We start from the raw sequence: 18,095 nt of genomic DNA, 5'->3' as shown, positions 1-18,095 counted from the left end.
TCGCATAACTTACTTATCAGTGATAATTTCCTGTAATAATTGCCAAGTTCTTTTTTCAACAGCATGAATAAATCCCCTAGATAGGGGATTTATTCATATTATACTAATGAAAGCTTAGAAAGCATAACTTTGAATATTTTAATTTTTCCCAAGTTCTTTAAGATTAAAAATCCAACTGTAGCACCAATTGTATTGGCAATAATGTCGTTAATATCTGTTATTCTGCCACTTCCCAATGTGACTTCGATTATTAGCTGCAATACTTCAATTGATAAGCTTAGAAGGAAACCGTACTTTGCTGCTTTTTTTGATGAATCCAACTCCCTGTTTAATAACGGTAAATATACTCCAAAAGGTATTAACATAATTACGTTTAATATAAAAGTTGGAATATCTATTGTTAAGAGTGGAATAAATTGAATTTCTTGTATAATCACTTTCCATATCGGCTGTGCCGATTGATTTCCTCCTGTATATATTTCTATTGGGAAGAATGTTAATTTAAGCACTGCCAACAGATAGATAGAAAATGTTATTAATACAAAATATTGTCCTGTTGTAAAGATCTTTTTTCTTCTTACACTGAAAAGCGATAGTAAAAAAATACAGAAGACTGGAAGCAAAATATACCAAGAATTTATTGTAATTAACATTTTATTTCTCCTCCTATTTTTTATTGATATTCATTTATCTATTTTCTTGTTTTTACCTGAAGTATCTAGCTTTGAATAATTCAACTTAACTAATGCTTTTTATTGGGTTCTCCAATAACTAAATAGTACTTCTTTACCTCTTATTATGAAATTCAGCTTACTTACAAGATTCTTACATAATTGTAAGGTTAGATAATCAAATATAAGATTATTCAATTTTTTAAAAGGCATTTTACGATACTAAACCTAAACTAGCTGGAAATGGATTTAATTAAATAAGAAAAAAGACAACGATACTGTTGTCTTTTTTCTAGTTCTTTACTATATGGAATTGTGATCACAGTTATTAACATCAATAACCGATTATACTTTTTAAGATTATCTTTTAATTTTTATATCGCATCTATTGAACTTTGCAATAATCATTTACGTAAGTCACGCTACTTTAAGAAATAGCGTAATAAGCAAACTTTTAACATTGCTGTATACTTTTTATTTCTCTCTAGATCAATATGTTCAGATACATGCGATATATTATAAACAAGTAATTCACCAATAGGATTTGCTTTTAAGAAATTCTCTTCTACAGGTTTGTCAAGTTGAATATTTAAAATTTCAGAAATATAATCAATCTGAACATTTAATTGTTCAATTAGTAAATCCCATTTAGGAGGCTCATTACTTCATTTAAGTGGTTTTGTACCTTATGAAAAAAATATTTGATAACTCTCTGGCAACATTTTTTGTAACCAGATAATCCAAGAACAAAATAATCTGTAGAGTAAAGAATATGGCCGATTCGCCAATAAATATTATTTTTAAATCCTTCAGGTACCACAGTTCTTTTGTTTTCAGGGCATTTTTTTAATAAATTTAACAATTTTTGTATGTTTTTCTTAATAATTGAAAAAATCCCGTAAAAATTGATTTGAATTCTCATATACCTATTAAATCTGAAAAGAAAAGATAACCTCTTCTAAAATGAAAACTACTTATTACATAGTTGATTACCGTAACGACTTGAATGCTGAGCGTAGTTCTTTAGAAAAAAGTTCTGGCTGTTCCCATGCAGCAAAATGGCCGCCTTTTTTGAGCTTATTATAATAAATTAAATTAGTGTAAGCTTTCTTAGTCCAACTAAGTGGTGCTTGATACAGTTCATCAGGAAAAACACTTACTGCAACCGGAATCTTAACACCCTTTGCGGTGAAGAAGCCTCCCTTATATTCCCAGTAGAGGCGTGAGGCTGAAATCCCAGTATTTGTTAACCAATAGAGCGTAATATTATCTAATATCTCATCTCGAGTCAATTCACCCGTAGAACTTGAAGTACGGTTTAACCCTATTTCAATTGCCTTCGCCGGTTGTCCTTCTCCATCATTATGATCGAGTAGCCAAGCCGCTAGTCCAATTGGTGAATCAGCAATTCCATATAAACTTTGTGGACGAGCTCCCATTAATCTGGCGTAAGTCGAATTTTTTTCGTTACGTACAAGTTGATCATATGCACGTTTTTCGTCTACCGATAATCCTATTGGCGCTAATTCGCCAGATTTTAGAGCTCTGTCTACTTCTACTGGAACAGTACCAGGCAAGTTTGTATGAATAGCAAGTAATCCTGCCGGAGCTTGAAGTCCCATTTGATCAACGATAATAGCCCCCCAATCCCCACCTTGTGCAACATAGCGTTTGTAACCTATTCGCTTCATTAATTTATCCCAAGCTCTCCCAATCCGCTCTGGTCCCCAGTCAGTGCCAGTTGGTTTTTCTGAAAAACCGTAACCAGGAATTGACGGTATCACAACGTCAAATGCATCATTGGCACTACCCCCATGAGCGGTTGGATTCACCAGCGGATCTATTAGTTTGATTTGCTCAAGTATCGAACCTGGCCAGCCATGTGTTATGATTATTGGAATAGCATTTTTATGTTGTGAACGTACATGAATAAAATGAATGTCCAATCCATCAATTTCAGTAATGAATTGAGGCAGTGCGTTTAGTTCTTCCTCTACTTTTCGCCAATTGTAGTCAGTCGCCCAATACTTTGCAAGTTTTTTCATTGTTCCTAGTTGTATCCCTTGTGATGTATCTGAAACTGTTTCTTTATCTGGCCACTTTGTAGTATTTATTCGATGACGTAGATCTAAAAGATTTCTTTCAGGAATATTCACTCGAAATGGTCGAATGTCACTCTTGGTATATGACTTTGTAATGATTTCGATATTTGGTGAATTTTCGAAAATCGTAGTTGCATTTACATTTTTGGACATGTTCAGCGTTCCCATAGATATTATTAATATCATTATCAAATAATACATATATCTACTACTCAATGGTCAACACTCCAGTCGATGTACTAATTAAATATACTTCATTTAGATTCCATCTGAAGTGCAATTTTTATACAATTCACATAAAAAACAAATTGCAAATTACTCTTTTGAATTAAAAATATAAATTACAATAAATCATTAACTTCTGAGGCTACTCGTATACCAGATTCAATTGCCCCTTCCATCCAACCAGGCACTGATGATGTATGCTCTCCAGAAAAATGTACTCTACCTTCCGGTGTTGCAAGATAAGGACCAAGCTCCTTCAATTGATCTGGTTTTAGCATGGATACAGCCCCTGCAGCATTAGGGTCAAGTGTCCAACTATAAGTAAACCCGGAAACAAATTCTGAATATACTTGATTACCAAATAAATATGTAAGATCTTTTAGTGCTTGCTGAAATTGTTCATTTTCAGATAGACTGTCCCAATATAACGCATCATCTTCCCAAGTATAACTAGCAACTAAGGTTCCTGGTCCATCAGTACCCAACCCACTGCTAGGATAATATGAGAATCTAATTGGTAGGTCCGTAATTGACATCCCACCATATATGCCTTCCTTTTCCCAAAATCTTGTTTTAAATTGTAAACCAATCTTAGTTGCTGCCATATAGTGAATTGTTCGAATAGCTCTCCATTTGTTATATGAAAATGAATGATAAGGGATAACATCAACAAAATTTAAAACCGAGAATGGGACAGTTATAATTGCTAGATCAGATGAAGTTTGAAATGATTCATTACTTTTAATATTTAATGAATGAATTACTACCTTTTCGTTATCTTGAACTAATTTTGTCATCTTTTGCCCATAAAAAATATTATTCTTCAATTGTGATAGAAACGACTTTGGTAACTGATCATTTCCACCTGTAATTTCATAAAAGGTAGGATTAGTAAAAAAAATCATAAACTCTCTAAACACCGCTGTAAATGCCAATTCTGGAAAACCTCTTGTTCCTACATTAGTTTTTATAGCTTCCACAGCCCCTTGTGACAATGAAACACCGATTGGATTATATTTTAAAAACTGGTCCATAGAATACTGATCAAATTTATTCACTATATTTTCCCAATTTTCTTCAGGGTTTTGATTTATATATTCAATTATTGGGTTAATAACTAAATTTAATAATTGATCTGAGTTAAGCCCACTTTCAGATGCTGTTACTGGAAAATTTAATATTTCCGGATTTTGGTCATATTTTATTTTAGATGTTTTAACTCCATTTACATAAAATAAATCATTTGATGTAGTATTAATAAATTTATTTATCGGCAAACTAAATTTGTTAATATATTCCATTACAAGTTTATGTGTTTCTGGTATACGCATTGCTCCAAAATCCATGTATTGATCATTTGTGAATGTTTTTCGTTCAGTATATACTCTACCACCTACACGATTAGTTGCTTCTAATATGATGACTTGATGTCCTGAATCCATTAGTAATGAAGCAGCCACTAACCCAGCCAATCCTGCACCTACGATCGTTATTCGTTTTGGATTTGTTGATTTAGGCAATCCATTACGTATTAATAATATCATTTGTTCTTTCGTTAGATTATTGGTTGAGATCATTTTCATCACTCTTTCCATGATTTTGTACGTAGAAATTTTATTCTTGATCAAGCTAATTTAGAATTATTTCATACAAATGGAATGAGTATTCTAGATGTATTACTTTTAACAATTTTCGAGTAATCATTTTAGATCTACATTTTCATATTATCACCTAAAAAGCACCCATATTTTATGGATGCTTTTTCATTAATTGCTATTACATAAATACAATTACTTAAAATTAGAGAGTACTCAAAATTCAACTATTCGAGAGACGAGCTTTAATCAGAGTTTTTGCCGCATTTAAAAAGTTTTCACTACCTACTTCTGGTTTATGAATACGGCTTTCTACGTAAGCCCCGCTATACAACATTTCTATTTGTGAAGCCAAAGTTTCAGGATTTTTCACTCCTGACTCTCTTGCTATTTGTGCAATTAATCCTTCATGATGTTTACGACATTTCAATGCCGCTTGATGATTAAGGTGTATATCATCAGGGAACTCAAGCAATGTATTAGTATATGCACATCCACGAAAATCTTGTTTAAGTATGACTTCTGAAAGTCTTTTAATTAATTCATACAATTGTTTAATTGGTTCATTTGGGTACAAACCTTTTATTTCATCGATTCTAGATAGATTTCGACTATGACGAAGTTCTAAAAAAGCAATTACTAGATCATCCTTCGTCGCGAAATTTCTGTAAAAACTTGATTTTGCAACTCCTGATTCGGCAATTATACGATCTATTCCTACAGCACGAATTCCTTCAGAATAAAATAATTCAGAAGCTACTCGTAAAATACGATCCTTTGCAGTTTCTTTTGTCATTATAGCGACCTCTTTCTATGTAATAAAAAATCTTCGTTGACATGAGACAGAACTGTCTGTATCATGTGGTTATGAGCGGTACAGACCTGTCTCTCTCATTTTAATGAAAGGTTCCACAGATGTCAATTATATTACAACAGTTGTAGAGGTGATAACCTATATATCAATTTAAAGTAAGCAAGTGTATTAAAAAAAGAATTTCTTTGGAAGAATAATCAAAAAATAAATGATCGATTCAGTTAATAAAAAAGGAGAAATATTATGAAAAAAATGCTTTGGATAGTGTTACTAATGTCCTGTGGGGCAACATTTATTTCATCATTATTCCCTTTATATGGGAAGTATTATCAACTAAGCAGTTTGGAAATTAGTTTATTATTTGCAGTTTATGCGATTATATTGTTACCTACTTTACTAATAGTAGGAGCAAAAGGAAGTACTTGGGGATTAAAAAGAGTAATCCGAATCAGCATATGGATCTCTATAGCTTCAACACTACTTTTTATTTTTAGTCAAAACATTTGGATGTTATACACAGCAAGGCTATTAGAAGGTCTAGCCTATGGTGCTTTTACTGGTACAGCTAGCGCTTTTTTATTAAAGCAAACTTCTCAAGACAAAGTAAGTAATGCTTTAAAATTTTCAGGAATAATCGTAAATATTGGTTTTGGTTTAGGTCCAGCAATTTCGGGATTGATTGTTCAATATATTCAATTTCACCCTCTTCAGTTACCGTTTTGGGGATTACTACTAATGCTATTTATTTCTTTGATTTTGTTAAAATTGTTACCGGAGAATGAACATACCCAATCACAAAATACAGCTAGTACAAAAATTTCACTAGGTGTACCTAAGAATATTCGATCACATTTTTTTTCCATTATTGGTCTTCCTGCGTTTACTTTTTTCATGTTAGGGGGAATTGTATTATCTCTAATTCCATCTTTCGTCAAAATTGTTATGCATACTGATAATCTCGCAATTCCTGGGTTATTAATGTTTTTACTTTTAGGTGTTGGTTCATTAATACAGTTATTTCCTTGGATTCAAGATCCAATTAAACGTATGAGGATAGGAGTCATACTATTAGCCATTGGACCGTGGATTATTATTTCTTCTGGTCAGTCAGGGAACTTATTACTACTCTGGTTTGGTATGCTCGTACAGGGTATTGGTGCAGGCTGGTCTTTTCAAGCTGCATTAAGATTTGCTGGACAATTACCTAAACCTGAAGAACGCCCTCGAGTCATTTCGGCATTCTATTTATGTGCATACTCTGGTTTTATCATTCCTCCAATTGGGGTTGGAATACTAACAAAATTTTTTAGTTTGAACTTCTCGCTAATAATTTTAAATTCAATTGCTGCTGTGCTTATTATCTATGTGTTAATTTATTCAATTAAGTTTAAGAAATATTATGAAAAAGTTACAACCCAACAGTAGTTTTATACGAATTTATATATGAAAAATAGTCTAAATTTTCACTAGTTACAGTAAAACTAGTTCTTGAGTGGACTAAAATATTTAAGGGCTGAATAATCAGTCCTTTAATATTTTTATGACAATTTAGAAGTAAAAAACGAAAAATACTTTGGAAGAAACCACTAATAAAACATATCCTAGAAAGTCACCTGAATTACCTACATATCGGTTTTGACACTTAAAACGAAAAATAAATAGGATTCCTTTACCAAACTATTTAATAAACCTTTAAACTACTCTTCCATCATGATACAAAGAATTAACCTTTTAGAAGATTTCCAGTCGTTTTGATTAGTAAAAAACAAAGATTTACCTAATGAAATATAATTAATTTTTTATGCAATATATTCTTTATAATTCAATAAGTAAAAAATATTTCAGCTAATGATATTACGTATAGTTTAATTTAATTTATGTATTTAATATAGCAAATAAAATAGGAAAAGCAGAGCCAAATGGCTCTGCTCAGACTGTTGACAAACGCTCGCTTTCTGCGGTGCTCATTACCGTTTAAGGTAACTCCGCTCCTCATCAGGCTTCGCGCCTCGAAAGACAAGCGCTCGCAACCAGTCTGAGAATCAAATTTTTAGGACTTTGTCTACACACTAACAAGCAGAGCCAAATGGCTCTGCTTGTTAGTGTGAAATTTTGCTTAAATCTTTTCATTCATAAACGGTCACAATTACACCATCCATATTGTTACCTGAAATTTCATAATTACTTTGATCATTTAAATTAATCTCTCTACTTTTAGAAATAGGGTAATAAGTAACTGTGTAATTTTTCCCTTTATTACTAGTATTAATTTGTTTTTCTGCTTTTAGGAAATCTAGATACTCTTCTAAAGCAAAATTATTTTCCTTCATTATCGCACTATGAGGTAATCCAACATAGCGGATATGCCAAGGTTCAAATTGAATTCCTGTTACATCCATTTTATCTCTTGGATAGCGTAAAATGAACCCATATTTCCAGGCGTTATTTTCTATCCACTTTCCTTCAGGCGCATCCGCCATCTTCATTTGAGTTGATCCTACATCTATAGATAAGCCCAAATTGTGCTCGCTATGGCCAGCCGGTAAGGCATAAGCAGAACCCATTTCTTGATAAATTCTACTTTGCTTTTCAAAGTCTCGATAACCACTATTTATGGAGAAATTAGTGACACCATCTTGTTCTGCACCAGCAATCATCTCTGAAAATCTATGCGCTATTTCTTCTGACAAATAAATTTCATTATCTAACAGTTTGAATCCTATTGTCAATTCATTATGCGCAGATAGATTTACTATATCCGATTTTATACTTTCTTGTTGAACTGGAATTTCACTATTAACCAAAAGTAGATTTCCATGAAAAATTTGTTCTTCTTCGATCACTATTTTGGGGATATTTTCAGAAATATTTTCTTCTTCTACTTTGTAATCTACTTTATTTTCTTTTTGTATTTTATTTACTACTTTTGATCCTAATAACGCTTCAAAATTTATGAAAATAACACATATGCACAATGATAATAAAAAAATAAATCTCCTCTTCTTCATTTTTTAAGTTTCCTCCATTTTATATTAATTTCATCTTTTTCGATTCTTGTAGCACTAATATAAATTAACTAATGTATTTGGATCTTCCAATAACTAAATAATACTTTGTCACATTACTTATAGGGATTCATTTTACTTACTCGATTCTTACATTGTTGTAATGTTATTAAGTAAAAATAAACACTATTGAACATTTAAAAGTCTAAGTAAATGAAAATTGTCAAAAAAAAATACCAAGAAAAAATTCTTGGCATTTTTTTGAAGATGTATTCGTTTTTCAATATTTTATAGACTTTTTATTATTCAAATATTAAAGTGGCAGACCACATCAACAAATAAAATAATGGCTCTGCAATAATTAATAATGTAATACCTCCTAAGAAAAATATTGCAATAAGCTTCAGTATTGAATTCATTTTTTCCCCTTTATTACTAATTGACTTTCATTTTTTAACTTTTGATGTTTCAACTTGCTAATTTTACTAAAGCATATTTGTTTATTTATGTTGGAACCCAGCTATTGTAACCATTTATTTTATTTAATAATTTTTCTTTTTACTCTATCTCCAATCGTGCTCAGTAACTCATTTGTGATTGTGCCCGTCAAAGTGGCGATATCTTCACTATTAATAGTCTCGGAGCCGTCTTGTCCGATTAATGTAACTATGTCACCTTGTCGAATGTTATTAATTTCAGTTACATCTACAGAAAGTTGATCCATGGAGATGTTCCCAATAATTGGAGCTCGTTGGCCACATATTAATACCTCTCCTCCCAGTTCGGATAACTGTCTAGGAATACCATCTGCATATCCAATAGTAACTGTCGCAACCACACTGTCACGGGTTGCAGTAAAACTTAGTCCATAACCTACTGAATTCCCGGCTTTTACCCTGTTGACCCGTGAAACTCTTGCTTTGAGTGATAAAACGGGCAATAGAATTATTTTAGACCTCACAGAAGTGTTCGTACTAGAGAGAACACCGTATAAAGCAATTCCCGATCTAACCATTTCCAGATGCATGTCTGGATAATTGAGTATGCCATAACTATTAAGAATATGAAACTTTCCTGGTTTATAGCCGTTTTCTAGTACGAATTCAGCTATTTTTTGAAGGCGATTATATTGGGCTCGAGTGAAAGAATCATCCCGATCCTGAAGACTATCGGCTGCGGCTAAGTGACTAAATGTTCCTTCAATTTGCAAATTCTTATGTCTGTACATCGATAATATTTTGTCTGTATTTTCGTAATGTTCACCTAAGCGGTTTAGCCCTGTATCGATTTTTACGTGAACTTTTAAGTTTTTTCCAAATTTCCCAAGACGCTCACCGTCTTCTGCATTAACAACTGTTTGAGTAAGGTCGTTAACTAAAAGATCGTCCAAACGGTGTGTCGGCGTGTAACCAAGGATTAGAATTTCTCCTTCTATCCCATTTCTTCTCAGTTTAATTGCTTCATCAATTTCTGCTACGGCAAATTGATGAACACCGGACTGCACTAACCGTTTTGCTACTTCGACACTCCCATGACCATAAGCATTTGCTTTTATAACTGCCATAAACTCTGTTTCTGGAGGTAGGAGATCCATTAAGGCCATAACATTATGGTCGAGGCGAGTAAGATCAACTTCAACCCATGCTCGATAGTCTTCACATGTCATTCCCGACACTTCCTTTCAAAAATTGAGTTGTAACGATAAAACCATCTACGTTATTACCAGAGATGGTCCAGTGGCAGTTATTTACCGGCACTGTTATTTGGGTAATATTTTTCTTCGCAAAGGTAAAATAAATTTCATATATATGTTCACCGAACTCTATATTTAGATGTTTTTTCCCAAATTGAAATTGTTTTAAATAATCGATATATTCTTCCAAACATAAATTTTTCTGATCGATAATAACTGAATGTGGATGTCCTACATAACGGTAATGCCATGGCTCATTAGCAATTCCCGTAATATTACTTTTATCCTCTTTATACCTGCAGATAAAACCAAATTCGGAGGCTGCTTTTTGAAATCTTCTACTTATTCCCTCATCCGGGAAAGCTGGACAAATGTAATCCGTTTCCTCTTGAAAAAGACCAACATCGACGGCCAATCCAGTTTGGTGTTCACTCGCACCTGGTAAGGCAACGTATTTGGCAGTGAAATCCACTCCGTTATCTCTTATTGAATTAATATAGAGAAGATCCTGTGATTCCCTTGATCGGTAACCACTAACAATTGCGATTTCTTTACTTCCTCCGCAAAAATCAATTAATGTAGAGAGCTGAAACGTACATGCTCGCTCTAATTGAATTAAAGGTTCTTCAGGTGAAAAGACTTGAAGCATACCTGTTGGTAAATGGATTAAGTCCGGAGTAGACATCTTAACCGGATGATTTCTGTTTACCAAAATCAGTGCTCCTTCATGTATTTGATTCTTTTGTAATAAAATGCGGTCAGTTTCTTTTAATTTGGGAGCAGAACTCCATATACTTATAGTTTTCGCCATTAAATCCCTTCTCTCTCCAAAGCAGTTTGTATCAGGCGATCGAGAAGGTCGGTAAACTCGATTCCTGCACCACGCATCATGTTCGGATAACGGCTTGTCGCTGTAAATCCTGGAAGGGTATTTACTTCATTAAATAAAAGTGTTCCATCAGGTGTCAGAAATAAATCGATCCTTGCAAGCCCACTGCACCCAAATAGGCGATAAATACGAAGTGCGACATCTTTTGCTTCTATTTCTTTCTCGGTGGTGATTCGAGCGGGCATATGAATAGTTGAGCTGCTAAGAGTATACTTTTCTATATTGTCAAAAAATTCGCCTGATAAGGAAATTTCGTCTATAGAACCTATAATAAGCTCACGATTTCCCAAAACAGCACATCCTAATTCAATTCCATCAACATGACTCTCAACAATTATTTTGTTATCATGTTCCCACGCTTCCTTTAAACCTTCTATCAATTCATCTCGATTATAAGCTTTTGAAATTCCGATTGACGATCCCGATCGACCCGGCTTAACGTAAAGAGGATATCCCAATCTTTCTGACTTCATAATAAGATCTACTTCCAATTCTCCCTTTGTAGCTATAATAAATGAAGGAACAGGAATTCCTGCCTCTTTAGTCACAATTTTAGACAGGGGTTTGTCCATACACAGTGCTGATGATAATAGGTCGCACCCTACGAAGGGAATGTTCGCAAGTTGCAGTAGCCCCTGTACGGTGCCATCCTCGCCGTTTATTCCGTGCAATACTGGAAAAATAACATCAAGTGGGGTAAAGCGGAATTCTGTATTGACAAGCTCAATCAACCCCTTCATTGAACGATCAGGAGATAATTGAACAGGAATACAGCTTGGATGTTCACTCCAACAATCCTCTTTGATAGAGACTATGTCTCCATAGTATCGAAACCAGCGTCCATCTTTTGTAATTCCAATCATTACCACATTATATTGTTCTCTATTAATATGTTGAATAACAGAAGAGGCGGATGAAAGTGAAACTTCGTATTCGTTAGAAACTCCCCCAAATAATACTCCTACAGTAAGCTTTTTCATATTCTTGCACTCCTTTTAATAATTTCATTTCTATCTTCTAGACAACTTATTTATATCACTGATGCAATTGTTTACGAATCGATTATTCTTTCTATTTCATTACAGAATTGTAAGGTTTATCATGTTGGTTTCATGCTAGTATTCTTATGAAATGGAAGACTTACGAAGAAAATTAAAAATAGAATAAATTAAACCATAAAAAACAGCATCCAATCTTTCCAATTGGATGCCGAGTAAAATCTTGTATTTAGCTGAAGGTAAGATGTTTTTTTATTCCATTCAAATAACTTTTACGAATAATTAAGAAATAGCCAATCTGAAGAATCAAGAAGATACTCAAAACCGTAATTGAGGCAGTGCCTACATCTAGTTTAAATATCCTTTGCAAAGCTCCAAAAGCAACTGTAGAATGAATTGTTGCAACGATATACGGTAATAAGAACATAATTCCAATTTCGATTGAAACAATTTTTTTCATTTCCTTAAACGTTACCCCTATCTTATGCAACTGTTTATATTTCTGTCTATCACTTTCCTCATCCATATAATATTTATTATAGATAAAGCTTCCTGTCGCTACAAAGAAAATGATGCTTAAGAAAATCGATAAAAACATAATCGTACCATACGCTCTTTTTTCAGTCTCATAGATATGGGATTTAGACAAAAATAACGAATTTGTATTATTTCCAAAATTCCTCTCAAACTCATCATAAATCGAATAAGTACCTGTCCAATCTTTAACATTAAAAAAATACTGTGCGTATTTGGAAGGTACTAAATATTTGTTATCAATGCGATTAAATAGATCATCACGAATCACATAAAATGAATTGTCTTGTTTTGGTAATGATTGTTCAATACTTTCTTTAATATGAACCTTTTCCCCTCCAACAGATTTTAAAATATTTTCGGTTGGATTTTTTGGATTAACGACCTCAATGACTTCATTTTTCTTTAAGTTTAATGGTTTTAAGTTTAATTGTTCAGCAAATTGATTATAAACACTTGTTTTCATTACAACTATTTCAGGGCCGTTCTCTTGAATGAGGTATTTATTATCTACAACTAATTTTACATACGAGTAATTATTGTTCTTTAATTGATCTTCAATAAATCGAACTTCTTTTGCTGTGAATGGTTCGTTTTTATTATAACTTTCATACGAAAAAGTCAGTGGATACCTCTTTTCTATATCACTTAAGGTATTTGACCAAAAAGTCAATGAAGCTCCACTTAATATCAATGATGCCGTAGAAGTGATTGTTATGATGAAATACATTCTAGCATTATCGCGTATACGATAAAATAAATTAGATATCCAAATTAGATTAACGTTTCTGAAATAAAAGAATTTTTTCTTTTTTAATAAATCAATCACAAAGACAATAAACTGCGAAAATATTAGATAAGTTGCAACTACGACTATTCCGATAATTATTAATATTAATTTCTCTAGAACAAAGCCTGCAAAAATACCACCTTTTGAAATAATCCAATAGATCCAACTGTTGCCTATTAAATTACCTGAAGTGAAAACTGCATAAATTTGATTTACAAAATATGACAATCCATATCCAGCCAATAGTAAAATAACGCTGAAGAGTGCAATTAACTTAGAAAATTCAGGAGCAGAATTAGTTGACTTTGTTGCTTTTAATAAATGTAAAAGTTCTTTTTCCTTGACGAACAAAGATGTAATTAATGAGACGAACATACCAAGAATTAAGAAACAAATAAGCGAAATAAGAATTGCTTTTATCGGAAAGTAAAACGGTAAAGAATGAAGTCTTAGAAGTTTTTCAATGATTTCCAAAAAAAGTTTTGAGAACACTAATCCGGTAATGATGCCACTAATTGTTGCTGTAAAACTAATAATCATGTTTTCAATATAGATCATCTTCAAAAGCTGTTTTCTTGATATGCCTATCGTATATAGAATACCAAATTCTTTATTCCGTTTTTTTAATAACACACCACTAGAATAAAATACATAGAAAAACAAAAATAAATAGGCTATAATTTCTGCACCGAAAAGGGATTGCTTAATATAGGATTTGAATGTACCTTTATCGGGGTGTAGTATAAACATAGTCAATGAGAAAAATAAAGTTGCGGAAATGAATGTACTTAAAAAATAGGCAAAATAAACCTTTCCATTGCGAAGGACATTTCTAATCACAAACTGCTTAAAATCCATTAGAATCTCCACCTAAAAGTGAAAGGACATCAATTATTTGTTGATAGAATTGCAACCTACTCCCTCCACTATGAATTTCATTATAGATGGTTCCATCTTTAATGAATATAATCCTCTCGCAATAACTAGCTGCCACAGGGTCATGAGTCACCATAATAGTTGTCAGCTTTTGTTCTTTATTAATTTTCTCAAACAGTTCCATTACAGTTTTAGCTGATTTGGAATCTAAATTTCCAGTAGGTTCATCTGCCAAAAGAAGTGTAGGATTATGTATAATTGCTCTAGCAATAGCTGTCCTTTGTGCTTCGCCACCTGAAACTTCATATGTTCTTTTGTCCAGTAGGTGTTCTAAATGTAATATTTTAGCGATACTTTGCAATTTATTTTTTTGTTCTGAAACGGAGATTTTATCTAAGGTAAGTGGTAAGACCACATTCTCTGCAATCGTTAACGTATCGAGTAAATTAAAATCTTGAAAGACAAAGCCAAGCTCTCTACGTCTAAATAGAGCTAACTCATCACTTTTCAACTGTTGCGGGTTGATGCCTTTTATTTGAATTTCACCAGTTGTGGGTTGATCAACAGTAGAAATCATATTTAATAATGTGGTCTTTCCGCTGCCTGATGGTCCCATTACTCCGACAAATTCTCCGATTTCAACTGAAAAACTTATATGATTTAAAGCATGAGATATCACTTCTTTTCCGTAGTTTTTACTCAAATGGCTAACATTAAGCATTTCCATTTTTACAACTCCTTCTAATCTAACTATATATCTATTGTTTCTTTGGAAGCGATTCATCTTTATTACTCAATTCTTACAATGTTGTAAGGGTATAGAGTAAATAAAAAAACATGCTTAGGAGTAGAGCATGTTTTTTTATTATTCGTTATAATTTGCTTAAATATTATCAAACAAAATACTTACTTTTGTTCCACGGTTCACTTCAGATTCAATATAAATATTATGATTTAAGTTTTCACATATCTTTTTTGCAAGATATAGACCCATTCCAGTCGATTCTCCCAAAATTCTTCCATTTTCACCGGTGAAGAACGGATTAAAGACTCTCCTAATATCTTTTGGGTGTATGCCAATTCCCTCATCCATGACTTCCAATATAGTAAACTTTTCTTTTCTATAGCCGGATACAGTCAAGTATTTACCTTTTCCTTTAGAATATTTGATGCCATTTGTAATCAATTGCTCAATGACAAATTTTATCCATTTTACATCGGTATAAACCTCAATCATGTCGTCTATATTTACTTTAGGCTTTATATTATTTTTAATGAACAGCTTTTTTTCTTGGTTGATACTATCCAATATTAAAGACTTCAAATGTGTCCTTTCAATAACAAAGTCACTTTGAAATGCATCAATACGGGCATAATATAAGGCCATATTTAGACCCTTTTCCAGTTTAAAGGCCTCTTCGCTAATATCGTGTGCATAAGGTTCGCCAGCGTGTGCTTCAAGTTGAAGCCGGATGACTGAAAGCGGCGTTTTCATTTGATGGACCCATTGATTGATAAAGGTTATATGTTCTTGATGTTTTTTGTTGAGTTGGTCCAAACTTTTTTCGAATAATTGGTATTGCTTTCTTAATAGGGCAGTTATATGGATGCCCCAAAAGGAATCACCTTGTTCCAAGGAAGTTTCTTCGATTGAATTGAAGTTACTTTTAAATAAAACATAGATGTTCTTTGTCTTAATATATTGCCAACCTAAAAAAACAATCAGAATAAAAGTATTGAAAATAATTACATATATAACATCAAAAAGTGTAAAATTCCCAGCAAGAACACAATAAAAAGTAGTTATAATCACGGAAATATAATAAACAACAATATACTGTTGCTGCTCTTTTAAAAATAAATTCATTACCCTTAACCTCCTACCAACTCTTGTTTAGTTTGTAGCCCAAACCTCTTATCGTTTGGATTCCATTCGCAATACCAAGGTCTTGTAGTTTTTTTCTTAACCTTGTAACATTTACGTTTAGAGTGTTTTCTTCAACAAAATCGGAGTGATCCCACATTTGTTCCAAGAGATAGTCTCGGTTAACCACTTTAGGGTATGTCTGAATCAGACTTTCTAGCAAAATTGCTTCTTTTTTCGTCAGTAGGATTGTCTTACCTTGAAACGTAACTTCTAGTCTTTCTGCGTAAAATTTTAACCCATCCATTTCTATGATCCGCTCACCAATAGTAGTGGCATAATCTCCGATAGCCCGTCTTATATGGCTATTTATTTTGGCCATCACTACCTCATATGAGAATGGTTTTGTAATATAGTCATCTGCACCGTTCTCGAGAGCTCTAACTTGATCCAATCCGCTCTCTCTTGCAGATATAAAAAGTATAGGAACCTTAGAATTTTCCCTTATCCTCCTGCACCAATAAAATCCATCAAACTTAGGTAAATTTACATCAAGTAGGACTAGATGAGGCTTGATGAGAAGAAATTCTTCTATTATGTTATCAAAGTTTTCCACAATTCTAGCTGAAAGTCCATATTTATCAATGTGTTCTTTAAGTAAACGACTAATTGAAATATCATCTTCAATAATATAAATTATATATTCCATCTATTACAATGCCTCCAAAGTTTGATCCATAGTAGTAAAAAGCCTGATACTCAGTAATCCTATTTATTTATAATCAATATCTTTCAAATTTTCACTTTTAATAAATTCAAACATTATTAATATAATCTCATGTTTATTTAAAATTAAAACGTCTATATTAGTTTTTCAGTATAGTTGTATTCTTTTTATTATTTCTGTATTCATAATCAAAGGGCACTTCATCTATACTATTCTGAGCTAAAATATACTGTTCTTTAGTCAGCATACTTAATTATTTTCATTACTAAAATTATATTAATCTAAATAAATTTATCACATTCAAGAACGTTCAGTCAAAAATATTTATACAGAACTCTCTTAAAAAATCATAGCCTAACTAAATCTTATATACTTTAAAATTCTATGAAAAGGACATTCGACAAAAACTTCATTCCATAGAGAAAATTAAACAGCTTCCTTTTGAACTTCAAATACACATTATTTTCCCAGTTATTTAATTTTAAATTGTTTCTGCTTTTTACATTATCCATTCAAATCAAATTTCATAATTTATTTTTCAAAATTTAAAATTGTTATAAAGGGTGCCATAAAAACTTGTTGTATATGAATATATTTCTTTATTTCTCATAAAAAACTTAATACAAAAAATACAAGCCTAGCTTATTTAAAGCTGGCTCGTACAAAAAATTTATCGTTTAACTGTAACTTGTTCTGATTCTGTTGTTACTTTAAATCCATCCTTCGTATTTACACCTGCAGAAATATAATACGTACCATCTGGGACATCTGATTCCGGTGTCCATTTCATACGTAAAGTATGCTCATTTAATACTTCTTTTGTGTCAATTATGTTGCCATTTTTATCTTTAACATAAATTTTCCAATCTACACGATTGTTTGCATATCCAGTTATTTGAACAGGATTATTTTCGTTTACATTTGTTCCAGAAACGTAAAACCAACTAAGAACCATGTTGGAATCAATATATGATTCGTCACCCCAAACAGTATAGCTTTGATTGTATGCATAATCAAAAGCCATTACTACAATTCCTTTTGGTTCAGTTGGAACAATAACCGATGTTTCTCCTTCGTTCGTTTCATAATACTCGCCATTTACAAAAACAATGGCGCCGTTGTATCCGCTACCACCGGTACTATCAGTAGCATTGAATGATATTTCATATTTTCCATTATTTGGTTGAACTTGAATATTTGAAACTTTTACGGCCTTTGAATCAACCTTTACAGGCAGTTTTACATATTGTGGTTTCGCTTTTTTATAATCTAAAGTTGATTTGATTACATAATTATAAGTACCATCTGGAAC

Annotated in this window: 14 protein-coding genes and 1 pseudogene; 1 reads left to right on the top strand and 14 read right to left on the bottom strand. The window is 32.4% G+C overall.

What is annotated here, in order from left to right; genetic code table 11:
- Positions 1–98: 98 nt before the first annotated feature.
- From COC46_RS21580 to COC46_RS21560, 5 genes are all read right to left on the bottom strand, one after another.
- The gene (locus COC46_RS21580; protein WP_098811944.1) at positions 99–653 is read right to left on the bottom strand and encodes a VanZ family protein; all 555 of its coding nucleotides are present in this window, start codon (positions 651–653) and stop codon (positions 99–101) included.
- 652 nt (positions 654–1,305) lie between these two features.
- Positions 1,306–1,593, bottom strand: coding sequence for a DinB family protein (locus COC46_RS23200; protein ID WP_098811943.1), 288 nt, complete (start codon positions 1,591–1,593; stop codon positions 1,306–1,308).
- Between the two features lie 67 nt (positions 1,594–1,660).
- Entirely contained in the window at positions 1,661–2,926 is a 1,266-nt protein-coding gene (locus COC46_RS21570; RefSeq protein WP_255294998.1) for an epoxide hydrolase family protein, read from the bottom strand.
- Between the two features lie 188 nt (positions 2,927–3,114).
- Entirely contained in the window at positions 3,115–4,581 is a 1,467-nt protein-coding gene (locus tag COC46_RS21565; protein WP_483295519.1) for a flavin monoamine oxidase family protein, read from the bottom strand.
- A 235-nt stretch (positions 4,582–4,816) separates the two neighbouring features.
- A complete protein-coding gene (locus COC46_RS21560) occupies positions 4,817–5,389 on the bottom strand; it encodes a TetR/AcrR family transcriptional regulator (protein ID WP_098811941.1) in 573 nt (190 codons plus the stop codon).
- 261 nt (positions 5,390–5,650) lie between these two features.
- Here COC46_RS21560 and COC46_RS21555 point away from each other — a divergent pair, with 261 nt between their 5' ends.
- The gene (locus tag COC46_RS21555) at positions 5,651–6,832 is read left to right on the top strand and encodes an MFS transporter (RefSeq protein ID WP_098811940.1); all 1,182 of its coding nucleotides are present in this window, start codon (positions 5,651–5,653) and stop codon (positions 6,830–6,832) included.
- A gap of 701 nt (positions 6,833–7,533) precedes the next feature.
- On the opposite strand, the gene vanY is transcribed toward COC46_RS21555, so the two are convergent.
- The 9 genes and pseudogenes from vanY to COC46_RS22425 all read right to left on the bottom strand — a co-directional run.
- On the bottom strand, positions 7,534–8,415 hold the full coding sequence (vanY, locus tag COC46_RS21550; RefSeq protein ID WP_098811939.1) for a VanY-A/VanY-F/VanY-M family D-Ala-D-Ala carboxypeptidase: 882 nt from the start codon (positions 8,413–8,415) through the stop codon (positions 7,534–7,536).
- Between the two features lie 535 nt (positions 8,416–8,950).
- Positions 8,951–10,078 (bottom strand): serine racemase VanT catalytic subunit, encoded by a 1,128-nt coding sequence (gene vanT, locus COC46_RS21545; protein ID WP_098811938.1) that lies wholly within the window; start codon positions 10,076–10,078, stop codon positions 8,951–8,953.
- The gene (locus COC46_RS21540; protein WP_098811937.1) at positions 10,068–10,916 is read right to left on the bottom strand and encodes a D-alanyl-D-alanine carboxypeptidase family protein; all 849 of its coding nucleotides are present in this window, start codon (positions 10,914–10,916) and stop codon (positions 10,068–10,070) included. The genes vanT and COC46_RS21540 overlap by 11 nt, the downstream gene beginning before the upstream one ends.
- The gene (gene vanG, locus COC46_RS21535) at positions 10,916–11,974 is read right to left on the bottom strand and encodes a D-alanine--D-serine ligase VanG (protein WP_098811936.1); all 1,059 of its coding nucleotides are present in this window, start codon (positions 11,972–11,974) and stop codon (positions 10,916–10,918) included. Before vanG ends, COC46_RS21540 begins: the two co-directional genes overlap by 1 nt.
- Before the next feature lie 247 nt (positions 11,975–12,221).
- The gene (locus COC46_RS21530; protein ID WP_098811935.1) at positions 12,222–14,174 is read right to left on the bottom strand and encodes an FtsX-like permease family protein; all 1,953 of its coding nucleotides are present in this window, start codon (positions 14,172–14,174) and stop codon (positions 12,222–12,224) included.
- Positions 14,164–14,919 carry an ABC transporter ATP-binding protein gene (locus COC46_RS21525; protein ID WP_098811934.1) on the bottom strand — a complete coding sequence of 252 codons (756 nt, stop codon included), beginning with the start codon at positions 14,917–14,919 and terminating at the stop codon, positions 14,164–14,166. Before COC46_RS21525 ends, COC46_RS21530 begins: the two co-directional genes overlap by 11 nt.
- A gap of 156 nt (positions 14,920–15,075) precedes the next feature.
- Positions 15,076–16,059 (bottom strand): sensor histidine kinase, encoded by a 984-nt coding sequence (locus COC46_RS21520; RefSeq protein ID WP_098811933.1) that lies wholly within the window; start codon positions 16,057–16,059, stop codon positions 15,076–15,078.
- Positions 16,060–16,072: 13 nt separating this feature from the next.
- Positions 16,073–16,765 (bottom strand): response regulator transcription factor, encoded by a 693-nt coding sequence (locus COC46_RS21515; protein ID WP_098811932.1) that lies wholly within the window; start codon positions 16,763–16,765, stop codon positions 16,073–16,075.
- A gap of 688 nt (positions 16,766–17,453) precedes the next feature.
- Positions 17,454–18,095 (bottom strand): annotated as a pseudogene (locus COC46_RS22425) (S8 family serine peptidase); the annotation flags it as partial.

The organism is Bacillus sp. AFS041924 (assembly GCF_002577195.1).
GTDB lineage: Bacteria > Bacillota > Bacilli > Bacillales > Bacillaceae_G > Gottfriedia.
Note: the sequence above shows the minus strand (reverse complement) of the source record. Positions and strands in the feature narration are given on the sequence as shown.

Bases quoted from the DNA above. Each gene is read 5' to 3' on its own strand.
- COC46_RS21580 (WP_098811944.1), bottom strand. From the start codon at position 653: ATGTTAATTACAATAAATTCTTGGTATATTTTGCTTCCAGTCTTCTGT.
- COC46_RS23200 (WP_098811943.1), bottom strand. From the start codon at position 1,593: ATGAGAATTCAAATCAATTTTTACGGGATTTTTTCAATTATTAAGAAA.
- COC46_RS21570 (WP_255294998.1), bottom strand. From the start codon at position 2,926: ATGTCCAAAAATGTAAATGCAACTACGATTTTCGAAAATTCACCAAAT.
- COC46_RS21565 (WP_483295519.1), bottom strand. From the start codon at position 4,581: ATGAAAATGATCTCAACCAATAATCTAACGAAAGAACAAATGATATTA.
- COC46_RS21560 (WP_098811941.1), bottom strand. From the start codon at position 5,389: ATGACAAAAGAAACTGCAAAGGATCGTATTTTACGAGTAGCTTCTGAA.
- COC46_RS21555 (WP_098811940.1), top strand. From the start codon at position 5,651: ATGAAAAAAATGCTTTGGATAGTGTTACTAATGTCCTGTGGGGCAACA.
- vanY (WP_098811939.1), bottom strand. From the start codon at position 8,415: ATGAAGAAGAGGAGATTTATTTTTTTATTATCATTGTGCATATGTGTT.
- vanT (WP_098811938.1), bottom strand. From the start codon at position 10,078: ATGACATGTGAAGACTATCGAGCATGGGTTGAAGTTGATCTTACTCGC.
- COC46_RS21540 (WP_098811937.1), bottom strand. From the start codon at position 10,916: ATGGCGAAAACTATAAGTATATGGAGTTCTGCTCCCAAATTAAAAGAA.
- vanG (WP_098811936.1), bottom strand. From the start codon at position 11,974: ATGAAAAAGCTTACTGTAGGAGTATTATTTGGGGGAGTTTCTAACGAA.
- COC46_RS21530 (WP_098811935.1), bottom strand. From the start codon at position 14,174: ATGGATTTTAAGCAGTTTGTGATTAGAAATGTCCTTCGCAATGGAAAG.
- COC46_RS21525 (WP_098811934.1), bottom strand. From the start codon at position 14,919: ATGGAAATGCTTAATGTTAGCCATTTGAGTAAAAACTACGGAAAAGAA.
- COC46_RS21520 (WP_098811933.1), bottom strand. From the start codon at position 16,059: ATGAATTTATTTTTAAAAGAGCAGCAACAGTATATTGTTGTTTATTAT.
- COC46_RS21515 (WP_098811932.1), bottom strand. From the start codon at position 16,765: ATGGAATATATAATTTATATTATTGAAGATGATATTTCAATTAGTCGT.